At 34.4% G+C, this 17,407-nt stretch carries 12 protein-coding genes; 1 reads left to right on the top strand and 11 read right to left on the bottom strand.

Annotation, left to right across the window (positions count from 1 at the left end):
- Nucleotides 1-25: 25 nt before the first annotated feature.
- The 8 genes from ggt to A9G23_RS09550 form a co-directional block, all read right to left on the bottom strand.
- Nucleotides 26-1,729: a gamma-glutamyltransferase gene (gene ggt / locus A9G23_RS09585; RefSeq protein WP_081297027.1), complete on the bottom strand. Its 1,704-nt coding sequence runs from the start codon at nt 1,727-1,729 to the stop codon at nt 26-28.
- 280 nt (nt 1,730-2,009) lie between these two features.
- Nucleotides 2,010-3,338 carry a PTS cellobiose transporter subunit IIC gene (celB, locus tag A9G23_RS09580; protein WP_065587393.1) on the bottom strand — a complete coding sequence of 443 codons (1,329 nt, stop codon included), beginning with the start codon at nt 3,336-3,338 and terminating at the stop codon, nt 2,010-2,012.
- A 14-nt stretch (nt 3,339-3,352) separates the two neighbouring features.
- Complete coding sequence (locus A9G23_RS09575) at nt 3,353-3,838, bottom strand: hypothetical protein (RefSeq protein WP_065587392.1); 486 nt, start codon at nt 3,836-3,838, stop codon at nt 3,353-3,355.
- Between the two features lie 15 nt (nt 3,839-3,853).
- Nucleotides 3,854-4,192, bottom strand: coding sequence for a PTS cellobiose transporter subunit IIA (locus tag A9G23_RS09570; RefSeq protein WP_065587489.1), 339 nt, complete (start codon nt 4,190-4,192; stop codon nt 3,854-3,856).
- A 14-nt stretch (nt 4,193-4,206) separates the two neighbouring features.
- The gene (locus A9G23_RS09565) at nt 4,207-6,207 is read right to left on the bottom strand and encodes a BglG family transcription antiterminator (protein WP_065587391.1); all 2,001 of its coding nucleotides are present in this window, start codon (nt 6,205-6,207) and stop codon (nt 4,207-4,209) included.
- Between the two features lie 155 nt (nt 6,208-6,362).
- Nucleotides 6,363-6,680: a PTS cellobiose transporter subunit IIB gene (locus tag A9G23_RS09560; RefSeq protein WP_065587390.1), complete on the bottom strand. Its 318-nt coding sequence runs from the start codon at nt 6,678-6,680 to the stop codon at nt 6,363-6,365.
- A gap of 25 nt (nt 6,681-6,705) precedes the next feature.
- Complete coding sequence (locus A9G23_RS09555; RefSeq protein ID WP_065587389.1) at nt 6,706-8,142, bottom strand: 6-phospho-beta-glucosidase; 1,437 nt, start codon at nt 8,140-8,142, stop codon at nt 6,706-6,708.
- A 688-nt stretch (nt 8,143-8,830) separates the two neighbouring features.
- Nucleotides 8,831-9,058, bottom strand: coding sequence for a ChaB family protein (locus A9G23_RS09550; protein WP_065587388.1), 228 nt, complete (start codon nt 9,056-9,058; stop codon nt 8,831-8,833).
- A 931-nt stretch (nt 9,059-9,989) separates the two neighbouring features.
- Between A9G23_RS09550 and A9G23_RS09545 the strand changes: the two genes are divergently transcribed.
- Nucleotides 9,990-11,054: a DUF3829 domain-containing protein gene (locus A9G23_RS09545; protein ID WP_065587387.1), complete on the top strand. Its 1,065-nt coding sequence runs from the start codon at nt 9,990-9,992 to the stop codon at nt 11,052-11,054.
- Nucleotides 11,055-11,230: 176 nt separating this feature from the next.
- Here A9G23_RS09545 and acuI read toward each other — a convergent pair whose 3' ends face one another.
- The 3 genes from acuI to A9G23_RS09530 all read right to left on the bottom strand — a co-directional run bounded on the left by acuI (nt 11,231) and on the right by A9G23_RS09530 (nt 17,390).
- Complete coding sequence (gene acuI, locus A9G23_RS09540; RefSeq protein ID WP_065587386.1) at nt 11,231-12,226, bottom strand: acrylyl-CoA reductase (NADPH); 996 nt, start codon at nt 12,224-12,226, stop codon at nt 11,231-11,233.
- A 269-nt stretch (nt 12,227-12,495) separates the two neighbouring features.
- A complete protein-coding gene (sstT, locus tag A9G23_RS09535; RefSeq protein WP_065587385.1) occupies nt 12,496-13,752 on the bottom strand; it encodes a serine/threonine transporter SstT in 1,257 nt (418 codons plus the stop codon).
- Between the two features lie 440 nt (nt 13,753-14,192).
- A complete protein-coding gene (locus A9G23_RS09530) occupies nt 14,193-17,390 on the bottom strand; it encodes an efflux RND transporter permease subunit (protein ID WP_065587384.1) in 3,198 nt (1,065 codons plus the stop codon).
- Nucleotides 17,391-17,407: the final 17 nt, after the last annotated feature.

The raw sequence follows: 17,407 nt of genomic DNA, 5'->3' as shown, positions 1-17,407 counted from the left end.
CACTATATACTATTAAAAAAATCAACTAGTTAATAATAATTGATTTACCTCTACCCCGGATATCTGACACCGCTTCGGGTTTATTGTCAGTGATTTTTATGGCTTGAATATCACCGCTAAAATCTTGCTGCTTAAACTGATACCCCATCTGTTTGAGTTGATCTTTTAAATCTTCTGGTACTTTATTTTGAAAACGCTCAATAAAGATAAGATTAGTTGGTAATAATTGATGATGATAACGCGGAGCATCTATTGCTGCTTGTAATGACATATGGTTATCAAAGACATTCGTTACTACTTGAAAGATAGAAGTAAAAATCCTTGAACCGCCCGGCGTACCAATAACCATTGCAACATCATTATTTTTAATAAATATACTTGGCGTCATAGAAGATAAAGGGCGTTTATTTGGCTCGATTGCATTAGCATCTTTGCTCACAACACCAAACTGATTAGCAACACCTGGTTTACTGCTAAAATCATCCATTTCATTATTGAGTATAATACCAGTGCCTTCTATTACAACCGCCGAACCAAACCAGCCATTGAGCGTATATGTATTAGATGCCGCATTGCCCCATTTATCCACAATAGAAAAATGCGTTGTCTGTAATTTTTCGCGATTATTGTCTAAACCAGGTTTAACTTGTTCAGTAATCGAAATGGCTTTTGGATTAACTTGCTTAGCTCTTTGCATCAAATAATTAGCATCAATTAACTGAGTAACAGGTACCCTGATAAAATCAGGATCCCCCATATATTCAGCCCGATCAGCAAAAACACGTTTTTCTATTTCTGCTAATAAGTGAACATACTGTGCTGAATTCACTTTCACATCTTTGAACTCATTTGCAAGAGCTTGTTTCATTAATAAGAGTTGAATTAAACCTACGCCACCTGAACTTGGCGGAGGGGCGGTAACAATTTGCATATCTTGCCATTTAGCAACTAAAGGATCTCGCCATTTAGCCTGATAATTAGCTAAATCATTTTCAGTAATTAAACCATCATTTTTTTCCATCTGTTGTGCGATTAATTTAGCGGTTTCACCTTTATAAAATCCATCACTACCTTGGTTTGCTATACGCGCTAATACTTTGCCAAGTTCGGGCTGTTTAAATATTTTTCCTGCTTGCATAGCACCAAAGTATTGCTTAAAGTGACCATTAGCAGGTGCAAGCTCGGCTACTTCTTGATAACGTTTAACTAACTGTTTATCTACAGTAAACCCTTCATTGGCAAATCGAATAGCCGGTGCCATCACCTCTTTCCAAGATAATTTACCAAAACGTTGATGTACTGCCCACATACCGGCAACTGTTCCTGGCACGCCCGATGCTTTGTAAGAATATAAACTCAAATTAGGGATCACATTTTTATGTTCATCAAGATACATATCTCTATCAGCTTTATTAGGGGCAATTTCTCGATAATCAATAAAATAAGGCTGACCATCCATCCAAAGGGTCATAAAGCCCCCACCACCAATATTACCCGCTTCGGGATAGGTAACAGCAAGAGCAAAAGCGGTAGCCACAGCAGCATCAGCCGCATTTCCGCCTTTTTTTAACATTTCTTGTGCAGCGATTGCACCATAATAATCAGGTGAAGCCACTGCTCCAGCCTCTAATTTTTGCGTTAAATTTTCTACAGCAAAGGCTGGTTGACCTACCACTAAAAATACAATAAGGCAATAATACTTTATCAATTTACGTTTAAGATAGAACATATGGCATCTCCTAATAACACTATTATTTAACTCCACCACTTAACAACAACACGCATGAAACACATTAATAAAATATGTAACGATTAGCTAAATGGAATTATCAATATAACATAGAAAATTCAAATATCGATCAAATATTAATCGATTTAAATCAACACTCTTAGGCTTAATGCTTGCTTGTTCCTAACATTCAGTTTAAATAAAAAGAGCGTAATCAACTTAAATTAAAGTGTATACGCTCTTATATAAATCATGATAAATTAAGCTGTTTAAATTTAGCTTACTGACTTACCTGCTCATCTCTATACAATTTATTGTCATATAATTTGACAAAAGGAATATAAATTAGCAAAGCTAAAATAGCCGAAAGTATCGCAACTATAGCCGCTTTGTAATCACCGCCAGTACTAATAAATGCCCCTAATCCCATTGGTGATGGCCAAGGAATTAATGCGATGATTGGATGAATAAAACCCGTATTAATAGCCAAATAACCTAATGTTCCGCAAGCCATAGGTGCTAAGAAAAAAGGCAGTGCTAAATAAGGATTGTATACAATTGGCATACCAAAAATAACCGGTTCGTTGATATTAAATATTGCTGGCACTGCAGACGCTCGTCCTAAGATTTTTAGTTGGCTAGACTTTGCAAAAAACGCAATAAAGAATGTCATTAATAAGGTAGAACCTGATCCCCCTAAAATCACGAGTGAATTATTAAATTCACCAGCAAAAGGAATATGTGCTCCCGCCGTATTTTCAGTCATATTAGTTAACATAATAGGGGTAATAAATGCGCCAATAATACTCGCACCATGAATCCCAACCACCCATAATGCATGAATTAAAAATAGGATAACCATAATACCCAACCAACTTTTGGTGAGATTGGTCACAAAGGCAAATGGCACGGCAATAATATTGAAAATATCAGTGCCAAAATAAATCAAAATACCATTAAGAACGATCACGGAAAAAGCAATCACAAAGGTTGGAATCAATGCAGTAAAAGATCGCGAAACACCTAATGGAACTGTTTCAGGCATTTTCACAACCCAATTTCGTCTAACACATAAAAAATAGAGATGAGTCGCCACAATAGCCATGACTATTGCAATAAATATACCCGACGTACCTAACCGAAAGATAAATGGTTTTAAACGTAACCCATTAAAAACTAAATTACTTTGATCATTGAGTAAGGTAATAATACCATTTTGCATAATTAGTTCAGGCAGCGTCATGAAAAAAGCAAACACCGACAACATTGCACCATTAAGAGCGTTAACTTTAAGACCAGTTTCTTCCGCTTCGATTTTAGTCAGTTCATAACCAACCACAAAGTTAAAATAGAGCGCTAAAATACCGATTGTTGCCGTGTTAGCAATCATATAAAGATCACTCACTCTAAAAAAAGTATTTTCAAAAAAGCCTTCTAATCCCGTAAATGTCATTGGTAACGTGTTGAATACTAAAAACATGGAGCCAACAATAGAAAAAGGTACTGACGCCATTCCCGCCGCCATTACAGCTCGAACAATTTTGAATTGTGATATTTTCGCCATGGGCGTCATCAGATATTTCTGTAAAATAACAAATCCCGTATTCATTTTGTTTTCCTCATCTAATTAATAAATTCCTCGTAAGCTTGGATTCTTTTGAAATGCAAATCCTGATTATGTTGAATTTTATTTAACTTGCTAAGCATTAAAGTGATAATGATTAGGCTTACTGTCAGTAACACCATTAATACATGTAAAGCAACTGGTGTCTGTTTTAAAAAGGGAAAGAAAAAGTGATACAAAGGGGTATAGAGCGTAATCATTAGTGTCACAAATACTATCGCTAAGGCACGATAAAATAACCGTGCATAAGGCAATTTATTGCAGTGATTTCGATAAAGTTTAATTTGTTCCCATGTGGTGAGTATGCCTAAAACAAAAAGAGCAAACGGTAAAATCGCTACCATCGACAATGACCCCATTAAAAAAGTTGCCCAATAAAGATTTAAAAATAAAAAAAATGCGACGGTATAACGAATCGCTAAAAATCGATTAAAATAGAGATTGGTTAGGCTGATTTTTTTATGCATGGTTAGCTTTTCTGTCATTATGCGACTCCTTATTTAGCCCTTTAATGTTATTTCTAGCTCATGATATTTTTCATATAGATGTAACATTTCAATCGCCATTTCTCGAAAGCTCATGGTTGTCATTAAATGATCTTGTGCATGCACCATAATAATTTCCATCGTGATTTTGGTGCCATTTGCATAATTTTGCAGTAATTGTGTTTGTGAATGGTGTGCTTGTAAAATCTCTTTATTTGCTTCTTCAAGCAATTGATTGGCGGTAATAAAATCGGCTTGTCTCATCGCTTTAAAAGCATCGTGAATTTTAGTTTTAGCATTACCACTATATAAAATAATATTAAAAGCGATAAGTTGAATATCCTCAGAGTTCATTTCTTTATTCATTGCTATACCCCTTTTTCAATAAGTTGGATAAAAAGTTGTTTAAATTGGTCAAAATTATGTGTTTTCAATAGTTTTGCTTGCATTTTTAAATCGTCAATCAAGTTAACAATCGCTTTTGTCATCATCGCTAGAGTTGGATTTTGATAAATAGACGGTGAAATCAGAAAGATAAAGTGGACTTGTGGGTAATTATCATCCCAAAATACGCCATCAGGAATTATTGCAATGCCAATTTTAGGCAATTTTCCTACTGGCATTGCTGGATGTGGCACCACAATAGTTTGGCTAAAGAAAATATCACCTAATCGCATACGGTTTTCCATTTGTCTTATCATCTGTTGTTTATAATCGCTAGTTTCATTTAGCGCTAAAAGATCAAGTAAACAATTTAAAACTTGTTCTTTACTTTGTGGCTGTTCACATCGGTAAAAATAATCAGCGGATAAATCATCTACCATTTGCAAAGCATCAATAACATGATCTAAACAGCTTGACGTTATTGTTTGTTCTTTATTTGCCGAAATAAGCATATTAGGTGACAAAAGATGACGGCGAATTTTTTGTACATCATCTTCGGTAAAAAATACTGATACATGAAAAACCGGGACTTTAAATACTTTTGATGAGAGATCCACTGACGAGATAATAAAATCAATCTTGTCTAATATCTTTGGCTCAATTTCATAATAGCCTTGCGTGGCAACAATTTTGATTCTTTCATTAAATTCACATTCAACGCGATTTTTTAGTAGCTGAGCACTTCCAAGACCTGTTGCACAAATAATTAATACCTTGGCTTTTTGTTCATTTTTCTGTTTTTCAATCGAAGCTAAAAAATGCAAAGTCAAATAGCCCCATTCATCGTCATGAATAGTAAATTTTTTAAGCTCAGGAAGCTGGTTAAGGTAATTTTTAACTAACTCAAACAATTTTGGAGAATTGGCTTTAATTTCATTAAGCAATGGATTTTTCAGTTTAATATGTTGCTTTAAGCGAACCATCATCGGTTTTAAGTGCTGGATAATGCCGTTTTTCAATTGCTCATCATTTAAGAATAAATATCCTGCCTCATGTTCTATTTTGATGAGTAAATTAGTCAAAGATGAGTACAATTCAGCATCAAAATCATTTTGACAAAAATTTGATTTACTCATTAAATGTAAAGTTAAATACAATTGTTCTTCTTTTGGAAAACAAAAACCTGTCACCTTTTCAATTCTATTGATAATTTTTTTAGCGACTTGATATTCCAAAGTATTTTTGGTCGATTGTGACATATCAAGATTTTGAATAGAAAGCCCTGACTGTAAGCGTTTAATGCTTAATGACAGATGTAACACAATATTTTGCATCATCACATCGGATAATTTTATTTTTGCCTCACGACATTCATCTAAAATAATAATGGTTAACGAATCAAAACTAATGACATCACTAAACTTGTTTAAATAAGTTAGATGCTGCAAAAGATTAATCGATCCTTCATGGAAAAAATAACTCAAAATGAAATGTCGTTTTGCTTTTTCCTCGCCTTCAACATAAAATAAGGATTGGCTTTTTTTAACAGTAAGGCCATACGGTTTGAGTTGGTGTTTAATTTCTAAAATATCTTTATTGAGTTGGGAAGAACTAATAAATAATCGCTCTGATAATACCTCTAGATCAATTTTTTGACATTCTAACAATAACAAATTAAGAATATGGTGTTTTCTTTGACATGCTTCTCGACAATTCGCTTGTTCTTCATTGCGATCTAATAGATGATGTTCAATTAAAAATAAGTTGAAAGCGGTTCTGTTTTTAATTTGCAGTTGGTAGCCATAACCTTGTTTACTAACAATACATCCACCATGACTTTCAATCAATGGTTTCAAATCATTAAGGTAAGTGCGAACTGTGCGATCTGATAATGATAGCTCAGTTGCTAACCACGCACTACTTTTGAATAGATTTTTAGAACTAACTAATAAACTAATAAGGTCACGTTGTTTATTTTTAATCACAATTATCCATTCCTGTGCCAACTAAAACCATATTGTTAATAATATAGTGACGGCTTTTACTAGTTAGATCGTCACGCCACATATCCTGCAAGATAATAAGGCGATGCCATTTGGCAAACGCCAAAACTTATCTCTAAAACAAAATTTCATTAACATTATTGGATATTATCTTCAATTAACTTGGCTAATTGTTCGATGCCCGATTGAATGGGTATATAGGCCTGAAAAGGAATACTCACGACAGGTTTACTCTCTTCATCGCCCAAACTTTTCAATTTATCAAACATCATCATCGTTTGCGGACTAATCAAAAAGAGTGAAAAATCACCACTTTTAATCATATTTGCCCCTTCAGTTGCTGATACTGCATCAACCGAAATCACTTTATCTTTGCTAGCAAAATATTCGGTCACTTTTTTAGCCATTAATGATGATGACATGCCTGCGGCACAAATTATTAATGCTTTTTTCATAGATTCTCCTATAAGTAATTATGCTTTATAAGACTTCACCATTAGACTCAATGACTTTTTTAAACCATGCAAATGAGGCTTTGCGACTACGTTTTAGTGTGCCGTTGCCTTTATTGTCTTTATCAACATAGATAAATCCATAACGTTTTTCCATTTCGCCTGTACCTGCTGAAACAAGATCAATACATCCCCAAGGGGTATATCCCATCAAATCGACACCATCTTCTTCAACAGCTAGCTTCATTTGTTTTATGTGATCACGTAAATATTCAATACGATACAAATCTTGCACCGAACCATCGACTTCTACTTTGTCATAAGCACCAAAACCGTTTTCTACAATAAATAGTGGAAGCCTATACATATCAGTCAACCAATTTAACGTATAACGTAAGCCCTCGGGATCAATTTGCCATCCCCAATCAGATACCTTGACATATTGATTACCAATTAGATCGGTTTTTTCGTTATATTCATAGCTTTCATTATCTTCCTTTTTCCTAATTGCATTGGACATGTAATAGCTAAAGCCAATGTAATCAACGCTGCCATTTTTCAAGATCTCAAGATCTTGATTGGTGATATCAAGTTGAAAATCTTTACGTTGCCAATATTTTTTAATGTGGTTTGGATACACGCCATGAACATGCACATCAGCAAAAAAGTATTTACGCTCCATCGCCTTTTGTGCCATTAAAATATCACCGGGTTTACTGGTCTCTGGGTAGATGGGTATCATAGCTAGCATACAACCTATTTCAAAATCAGGGTTAATAGCATGACCAATTTGCACCGCTTTAGCACTGGCAACTAATTCATAATGTGCTGCTTGATACATGATTTGCTCTCGATTATCGCCCGCTTTATAGTAAATCCCTGAATTAGTAAATGGTGCAAAATCTTCATTAAAGTTAGCTTGATTGTTGATTTCGTTGAAAGTCATCCAATATTTAACTTCATTTTTATAACGATCAAAACAGACTTCGGCAAAACGCACAAAAAAATCAATTAATTTACGATTACGAAATCCACCATACTCAGTAACAAGATAATAAGGCAATTCAAAATGAGAAAGTGTGACAACCGGCTCAATATTATATTTTAAGCATTCATCAAAAAGATCGTCATAAAATTTTAACCCTTCTTCATTCGGTGCAAGTTCATCTCCTTTTGGAAAAATACGCGTCCACGCAATAGAGGTTCTAAAACATTTAAAACCCATTTCGGCAAACAGTTTAATATCATCTTTATAGTGATGATAAAAATCAATGGCATCGTGATTTGGATAATATTCACCTTCAATTACACCTTCAGTAATTTTTCTATAACTTTTAGGTGAGCCCACCGTCATCACATCAGCGACACTCACTCCTTTACCACCAACTTGCCAAGCCCCTTCTAATTGATGAGCTGCAACAGCACCCCCCCACAAAAAATCTTTTGGTAAACCTTTATTTTTCATAATTAAGTACCTGTGTTTATTGATAATTCAAATTTAGTATAAAAGGAAAAAAATAGAATTACTAACCAACTTTTTCCGTATTGATCAGGAAAAATATAAGTATATTTTGGAGGAAAGTTATGAATTAATGTTAGTAAAGTGAGTAATTTTTTTCGATATTTAGAACTTTATCAACATACACGATAAATATCTAAAAAATAATTTTAATTTTTAAATAGTTAAAGAAAATTTTAAATAAACTCTTCAAGCCCATCGGCATATTTTGAGGGCACAAACTCGATAATATAATATTGAGCAATTTAATGAATATAAAATGTCACTTTCTGCATGATTAAACTTGCTTTTCCTTACTTTCTACTCGGCAAAGAATCACACCGCCTGTGCGAGAACTTTACGATCTGATGATATAAAATGTCCCAATTTATAGTTAATTTCAAGATAATTAATATGTTGCTGTAAATAACGTTCTACTTCGCTAATAGGTTTAAGGTAATTGAGAGAAAAAATAAACAGAGTTTATATCCAACTAGGATTAAAAAGCAAACCAATATAATAAATCCGTTTTTACTTGTGATAGAAATAATCTAATCCTAATTTATTTTATTCTCACAAAAGTAATTATTAGTAAAAAATTAGGATGATATAAATTATTTCTATCGAATTATTATTTAACTGTTATGCCTAATGATTATTTACGTTGCCATTTACCATCTTCACCCTTGTGGTAAACCTTTTCGACCGCTGACCAAGCCACTTTAAAAGCAATCGTTTCGGGATCACTATTATCACGCCGCTTATGCGGATTTTGATATTCCTTAATCGCACTATTGAATGCTTCTTTAAAAATATCTTGCGCATGTTCAGGCAAGACATGGCGTACTGAATCAGGTAAATCTTCACGTGTTTTATATGGCATATCACATTCCCTCATAAATTAATCTTAGATGACTGAAAATTTAAAATGGTAATGATAAAAATAGCACTCCAACGAATGTATTCCCATTTATAAAATAATACAAGTGCTAATTTCATTTAAGAACCCGCCGATGTGATCTAACGAGTCGGAATTCCTCGCGTTGTTGATAGTAATTTCAGAAATGTCAGTAATACATACACCTAACGCTGTATTTGAGACAAGCGTTATAGCGCCGATATCATAAAAAAATCACCGTCATTGATTGGATAAACATTTTATGGTCAGTCATTCAACCATTTATAGTGTGCTTAAGAAAGCCGATTGAAGATAAATTAAAACAGCAAGCTAAATTTTTGTAAAAAATATTCAGGATTCTATACCGTTTCGTGATTAATTAACACTTCGCAATATCCTATTTGTTAAAAAGTGTAATAATCATCGTATCAATCAAATACTCACAAAACCTGCCAGTTAACAAATAAATGATCAAGGTGAAAAGATACATACTTTAATGGCGATGTCGCATAATTAGCAAATAATTTTTAATTAAAAAGAGAAAAAACAAAATTTTAATCGATTTCCAGCAAAACACCTTATGAGTTTTTAACGGATTATTTTAATCATGAAGTGTAAACAACTCGGCATTTTCCTACAGGTTATAAAATAAGACTTTTTATCTAGATGGTGTTCCAATAAATGCTATGTAACTGAGCGTTTATCATAACTTACCATCACACTATCCACGCCTGCTAGTGTGATGCCTTATAAAATAAACGGCGTTTTAAGTAAGAATGCCAGAGTTATTAAAAATAATTGAGCATAAAGATCGAAATTCATCGTTTCAACTTCATATTTTATTAGAAATAATCGTTAAAAGATAATAAAGTATTAGCGTAATGAATCTATAATGCCAAAATTAAGGAAATAAATAATGAAAAAAAAATTTTTAACCGTATTGATTGCTGGATTTTTGATGATTGGCTGTGATGACAAACCAACCGAAAACAAAACGCAACAACCCTCAGCTGCTTCAGAAGTTAAATCTTCTGAGTCTAAAACAACTGATGATGTTTCACAACAATTCGCCCTGAAAGCACGTAAAGGTAATATATGGCTAGACGTTTTTAATACTAATGTTTCCCAAGCTGCAGAAGAATTAAGAGGACGAGGCAATATGACTTCTTCTCTTTATCATCTTGATGACAAAGTCGGGAGATTTTTAAAAAGCGTCAGTGATAAAAACGGTAAAATTGATGTCAATTATGTGAAAAAAAATCCAACGAAACTATTTATCGGTTATCACCCAACACCAGAAGTTCTTGATGAATATAAACAATTGATTACTGAGTTATTAGCATTTAAACCAGAGTTACCCGAACTTGATGCCGCAGGCAAAGCATTAAGTGATAAATACATTGAAATAGGATTAGCTTATGACCAGATAGCTAAATATTATTTAGATAATGAGTACAAATTGGATGACTTTGCCAAATTACCTGAACTGTTAAATAATCTTGACACGCTTTATAACCAATATGTTGAAGCAAAAAGTGTTGCTTCAGCGACTTATGATAAATTATACAAAGAAATCCACGCATTTCAAAAATCAGAAATAAAAAACAAAGGGTTAACACTTAACTATAATTGCATTGAAATCATGGATTTATCTGAAGATATTGTCACATTAATCAATAAAAGCTTTACCGAAAACAATCAGTTTAAAAATCTCGATAAAGCTGCCCTTGAACAAAAAATTCAACAAATAGAATCCATAGCCAATGAATTAATGACGAATAAAGGCAAGACTAAATTGATTAAACAACAAGGTTTAAACGATATGTATTATGACCGTTTTGTCGATCGTTTACCTAGATTGATTAATCAAATGAAAATAGTTTTAAAAAATTTACAGGCTAACACTGTGGAAAGAGAAGTTGAATTTTTGAATGGGGAACTTGAAAGTGTAATTGACGGCTATAATCAAATAATCAATTAAAAATAGATAAAAACCGTTTCATTGCGAACATTTCAGTCATTATCAATGACAATAAATAGTGTTATAAATAAAAGCGGTGTAAAGATTACACCGCTGTTTTTTTAACTTTATAGTAAATGAGCAGACAAGTGATTAAAAGTAATTATCAAAATACCACTGTTTAGTCAAACCTAGATTCATTTGTTTACATCAACAACAAAACGCCCTTTTATTTTCCCTGCGATCATTTTATTTGCCACTTCAACACACTCGTTTAATGTGATTGTCCTGCCGACATAAGATAAGATTTCTTCATCCAGATGATGCGCTAATAAATTCCATGCCGCTATGCGTTTATCATAACTTGCCATGACACTATCTATCCCAGCCAAAGTTACGCCACGTAAAATAAATGGTGCCACGGTTGCCGGTAAGTCCATACCTTGGGTAAGCCCGCAACAAGCAACAATGCCACCATATTGAGTCTGTGCACAAGCATTTGCTAAAGTGTGCGAACCAACCACATCGACAACGGCTGACCATTGTTCTTTTTGTAATGGTTTACCGGTTTCTTTTAAAGTTTGGCTATCAATAACATTAACTGCACCAAGTTTTTGTAGATAATATGCTTCATCAATTTTACTGGTTGATGCCGTGACTTGGTAACCTAATTTAGCCAGTAAACTGATAGCAATCGATCCCACTCCACCACTTGCCCCAGTCACTAGTACTATGCCATCGTGTGGTTTTACGCCAAAATCGACAATTCGCTCAATACATAACGCAGCTGTATAACCTGCCGTGCCAATAGTCATTGCTTGATGGGCGGTAAATTTGTTGGGTAAAGGTATTAGCCATTCAGATTTTAAATAAGCATATTGCGCCAAGCCCCCCCAATGCGTTTCGCCACAGCCCCAACCGTTTAAAATTACTTGTTCGCCTTTTTGGTAACGATCGCTAGCACATTCTACCACACAGCCAACACCATCAATCCCCGGCACCATAGGCCATTTCCTAACTACAGGGCTTTTATTGGTTATGGCTAATGCATCTTTATAGTTAATACTTGAATACGCCACTTGGATTAATGTATCACCTTGTTGTGCTAATAATTGTTGTTTATTAACGTTTTTTAATGAACAGGTAACCCCCGTCGCTTCTTCTTTTTCTAGAATAATGGCATTGAATGACATAATGTCTCCTTATAGCTTAAGGTACTCAAGTAAAGTCAGTATTTACCTTAAACAAGGTTCCAATAATAAGTAGTCATTCAAGAAAAAGCAACGCAATATGTTATATATGAAAAATTAATAATATATGATCAAAAAAAGAGAAAGGACTAGTCACCTATAAATTATTTAATAAAACTGAGCAGATAATCACAAAAATCACATGCTCAGTTTGCAAAAATTGCTAATCAAATAGATTTGCGTATTTAATGAACGTTAATGTTTATCATAACCTAAGTTTTGTTGGTTGCCTTTTGTTTTTCTTGGGCTGCCGATGAAACAGCGCCAATAAACACTACATCACTTGACGAGTTTAATGCAGTTTCAACCGAATCTTGGATCACGCCGATGGCAATCCCAATCCCAATCACTTTGGCTGAAATTTCGTTCGGTATACCAAACATACTACAAGCAACAGGGATAAGTAGTAACGAGCCTCCCGCAATTCCCGATGCACCACAAGCACACACCGAAGTTACAATACAAAGTAATACCGCAGAATAAATATCAACATGTATACCAGCACTAACCGGCATTGAATTAACCGTTGCTAAAGTTAAAACCGTTATAGTGACAGCAGCACCCGACATATTAATTGCAGCGCCTAATGGCACAGCAACAGTATAGGTATCTTCATCCATGTTATATTTTTTACAGATTTCAATATTCACGGGAATATTGGCCGCAGAGCTACGCGTAAAGAAAGCAGGTATAGCACTTTCTTTTAAAGAGGTAAAAACCAGGGGATAAGGATTTTTCCGCATAACTAAATAGGCGAGTAATGGATTGATAACTAATGCGACAATTAACATACAACAAACTAATACAACCAATAAATGTGCATATTTCAGTAATTCACCAAAACCAGTCTCTGCTAACGTCGAAGCTACAAGCCCAAATACACCAAAAGGAGCAAATCGAATAATAATTCTGACAATAAATGAAATAGCATGAGACAGATCATTCATCATTGTTTTAGTGCTTTGACTAGCGTGCCTTAGTGCCAAACCAATACCTACGCCCCATACAATAAGACCGATATAATTTGCCTTTATAAGCGCATTGATTGGATTGTCGATCATTTTTCCTAGTAACGTTTTTAACACCTCACTAATGCCATTAGGCGGAGAAAGCTCAAGGTTATTTAGTGTGTCACCAAATGAAAGTTGCGATGGGAATAAAAAGCTAGCAATGGTTGCTAATAGTGCCGCCAGCATCATTCCAACAAAATAAAGGGCAATTAGCGGTCCCATATTTGCTTGCTTACCATGCTGATGGTTGGATATTGATGCAATCACTAAAATGAGCACAAGTATAGGGGCAACTGATTTTAAAGCATTAATAAATAATCCACCTATGAGTGACATTCCTAATGCGGTATCTTTTGATACTGCAGCAAGAATAATGCCAAATATTAAGCCCAACAAAATCTGCGGTATCAACCCTACTTTTAAGTAAAAACGAACCAACGGATTAGATGAGTGTGACATGGTATTTTCCTGTTTATTAAAAATAAGCTTAAAACATTAACATATTTGAATACTAAATTTATATAAAAAAATCATCATAATAATCTTTTTTTATATATTACTTGAATTAATCACTAAGTTTAATTATTAATTGAAAAATGAATAGATTTAAAAATTACCTAGCAATGAAATGGCTAAGCGCAACCACAAAAAGAAAAAGTGTATAAAATTTAAACTAATTGTAAAAAAGTAAATGAAAGCACAAAATTGGCAGTCGGGTAATTACACTTTTTGAAGAGAATTTGCTACTTTTACTGATTATTTTATAGTTAGTTACTACATAATTAGAACCATAAAAAATGCGCTAATTCAAATAGCGCATTTTTGTATATTAATAACTTATTCAAAATGCACGTGCCACAAAAACTGATACGTGCATATGAAACTAACTATCCATCTGTTTATTTTGAACGGTTAGTTGGTAACACAACTTTATTTCTATGTTTAGTAAATATTTTAGTTATAAACAAGAAGAACAACGGAACATAAAATATAGTTAAAAATGTTGCTGTTAACATACCACCAATTACTCCAGTACCTACTGCATTTTGGCTTGCAGAACCTGCTCCACTATTTAATGCGAGTGGCAATACCCCAAGAATGAAGGCAAATGAAGTCATTAAAATTGGACGTAGACGCAAACGACAAGCTTCAAGTGTTGCGTCAATTAATGATTTGCCCTCTTTTTCAAGAGCATCTTTGGCAAATTCTACAATCAAAATAGCATTTTTAGCTGACAGCCCCATTGTTGTTAATAAACCAACAATGAAGTAAATATCATTATCAAGTCCTCTAAACATCGTTGCATAAACTGTACCTAAAATACCCAGTGGAATAATAAATAAAATCGAAATAGGGACAGTCCAACTTTCATATAACGCAGCTAATGACAAGAACACCACAATGATCGAAATAATATAAAGTGTCGTTGTTTGTGATCCTGTTTGACGTTCTTGATAAGAAATGTCTGTCCAATCAAAAGTAAAACCCTTAGGTAAGTTTTTTGATAACGCTGCCATCACAGCCATAGCTTGCCCAGAACTCAGGCCTGGTGCAGCTGAACCACTTATACCCATTGCCGCCACACCATCATAACGAACCAATGATGGTGAACCATAACTTTTTGAAGTAGTTGCAAAAGCATCGTAAGGTACCATTTGACCATTTTTATTTTTAACATGCCAATAGCTAAAATCATCAGGCAACATGCGGTAAGGTGCTTCTGATTGAAGGTAGACTTTCTTAACCCGGTTATTATAAACAAAGTCATCAATATAAGCAGAACCTAATGCTGTTGATAATACGGTATTTACACTACTAACCGACACACCCAGTGCTTGAGCAGTTTCAAAATCAACATTAATTTTATATTGAGGAACATCTAACATGCTACCAGGACGAACTTGCTGTAAATAAGGGTGATGAGATGCTTGCCCAAATATTTGGAAAAACGCAGCAACTAATGCTTGGTGTCCCAATCCTGCTGTATCTTTAAGCATATAAGAGAAGCCATTAGCCATACCTAAAGATGGCACCGCGGGTAAATTAGTGACAATCACACGACCGTCGGTTATGGTTGAAGCAAATCCCATACCACTTCCAACTAAAGCATTAATTTTTTGATCAGTGCGTTTACGCTCATCCCAATTTTTTAATCGGACAAACCCCATTCCCATATTTTGCCCACGTCCAATTATACTAAAGCCGGCGACAGTAAAAATTTCTTCAACAGAATCTGCTTTTTGTTCGGTATAAAAACGTGATGTTTTATTTAATACTGACATCGTTTGTTCTAATGTTGAGCCAGGTGGCAATTCAACTATCACCAAAAGAACACCCTGATCTTCGTTTGGTAAAAAACCTGTAGGTAAACGGTTAAAACCAAATAATAATCCGACTAGTATTAAAGCATAACAAACAAAAGCAATTACTGGTTTACGAATAACCCTTATAATGCCTTTTTCATAAGAATGTAAACTCTTGTCATAAAAACGATTAAACCATCTAAAGAAACGTTTGGTTCCTTTTGAGCACCAACTAAATGGTGGTATTGACTCTAATTTTTCACCTAAAGAAGTTCTTCTAATTTTACTTTTTGATGGGGCTTTCAAAATCTGCACACAAAGAGCCGGTGTCAACACTATCGCCATTAATACTGATAATGCCATCGCAGTTACAATGGTAATAGAAAATTGACGATATATTCCCCCTGCTGCACCACCATAAAATGCCATCGGTACAAACACAGCAGATAATACAACCGCAATACCCACCAACGCTGAAGTGATTTGTTCCATTGATTTAACAGTTGCATCATAAGGCGATAGGCCTTCTTCATGCATAATACGTTCAACGTTTTCGATAACAACAATTGCATCATCAACTAATAATCCGATAGCCAATACCATCGCGAACATTGATAACGTGTTGATAGTAAATCCACAAATATACAAAATTGCAAATGTACCTAACAGCACAACAGGTACCGTGATAGTAGGAATAAGTGTCGAACGCAGGTTTTGTAAAAACACATACATTACAATAACAACCAAAATGATTGCTTCAACTAACGTATGAATTACATTGTTAATAGATAATTTAACAAATGGGGTCGTATCATATGGAAAAGCATATTTGATATCTTCTGGGAAGATTTTGGATAACTCTTCTAATTTTTCATCCACTTTATTTGATGTATCTAATTGGTTAGCTCCTGTTGCTAAATATATCCCAAGACCAGCTGAGGCATTACCGTTATAACGCGAAATAAAATTATAATCCGATGCGCCTATTTCAACTGTAGCTACATCTTTTAATAAGATGTTCGAGCCATTGGTATTGACTCGAACAAGAATATTTTGAAATTGTTCAGGCGTTTTTAAACGCGATTGGGCGGTAATCGTTGCATTAAGTTCTTGTCCATCTGTTGATGGTAAAGCGCCTAATTGCCCTGCTGTTACTTGCGCATTTTGCGCTTGAATAGCAGCGATGATTTCTTCAATTGATAAATTAAAATAGGTCAGTTTATTTGGATCAAGCCAGATACGCATAGCGTATTCAGAACCAAATAATTGTGTATCACCAACACCTTGTACACGACGAATCTGATCTTGCACAGTAGAGTAAACAAAGTCAGCAATATCAGCTTGTGTTTTTTGTGGATTTGTTGAATAAAAACCAACAACTTTTAAGAAGTTAGTGTTATTTTTAGCAACCGATACCCCATTTTTTTGTACACTTTCAGGTAGACGAGATTTTATACTTTCTACTTTGTTTAACACTTGTACTTGAGCAAAATCTGGATTAGTACCTGGTGCGAAAGTTAACGTTGTTTGGACAACACCTTGAGCACTACTGGTTGATTTCATGTAAATTAGATTATCCAATCCAGTTAAATTCTGCTCAATCAACTGAGTGACCGTATTTTCGATAGTTTGTGCATCGGCGCCTGGGTAAACTGCACTAACAGTTACAGCAGGAGGAGCAATATCAGGATACTGCTCAACGGCTAATAGCTTTATACATAAAGCTCCACCCAGCATCATCATGATAGCAATTACCCATGCAAAAATAGGTCTATCAATAAAAAACTTAGCCATAATTAAACCTACCCCTG

It is taken from the genome of Gilliamella sp. App4-10, from assembly GCF_001690495.1.
GTDB lineage: Bacteria > Pseudomonadota > Gammaproteobacteria > Enterobacterales > Orbaceae > Gilliamella > Gilliamella apicola_G.
This window is presented reverse-complemented; position numbering and strand designations above follow the sequence as displayed.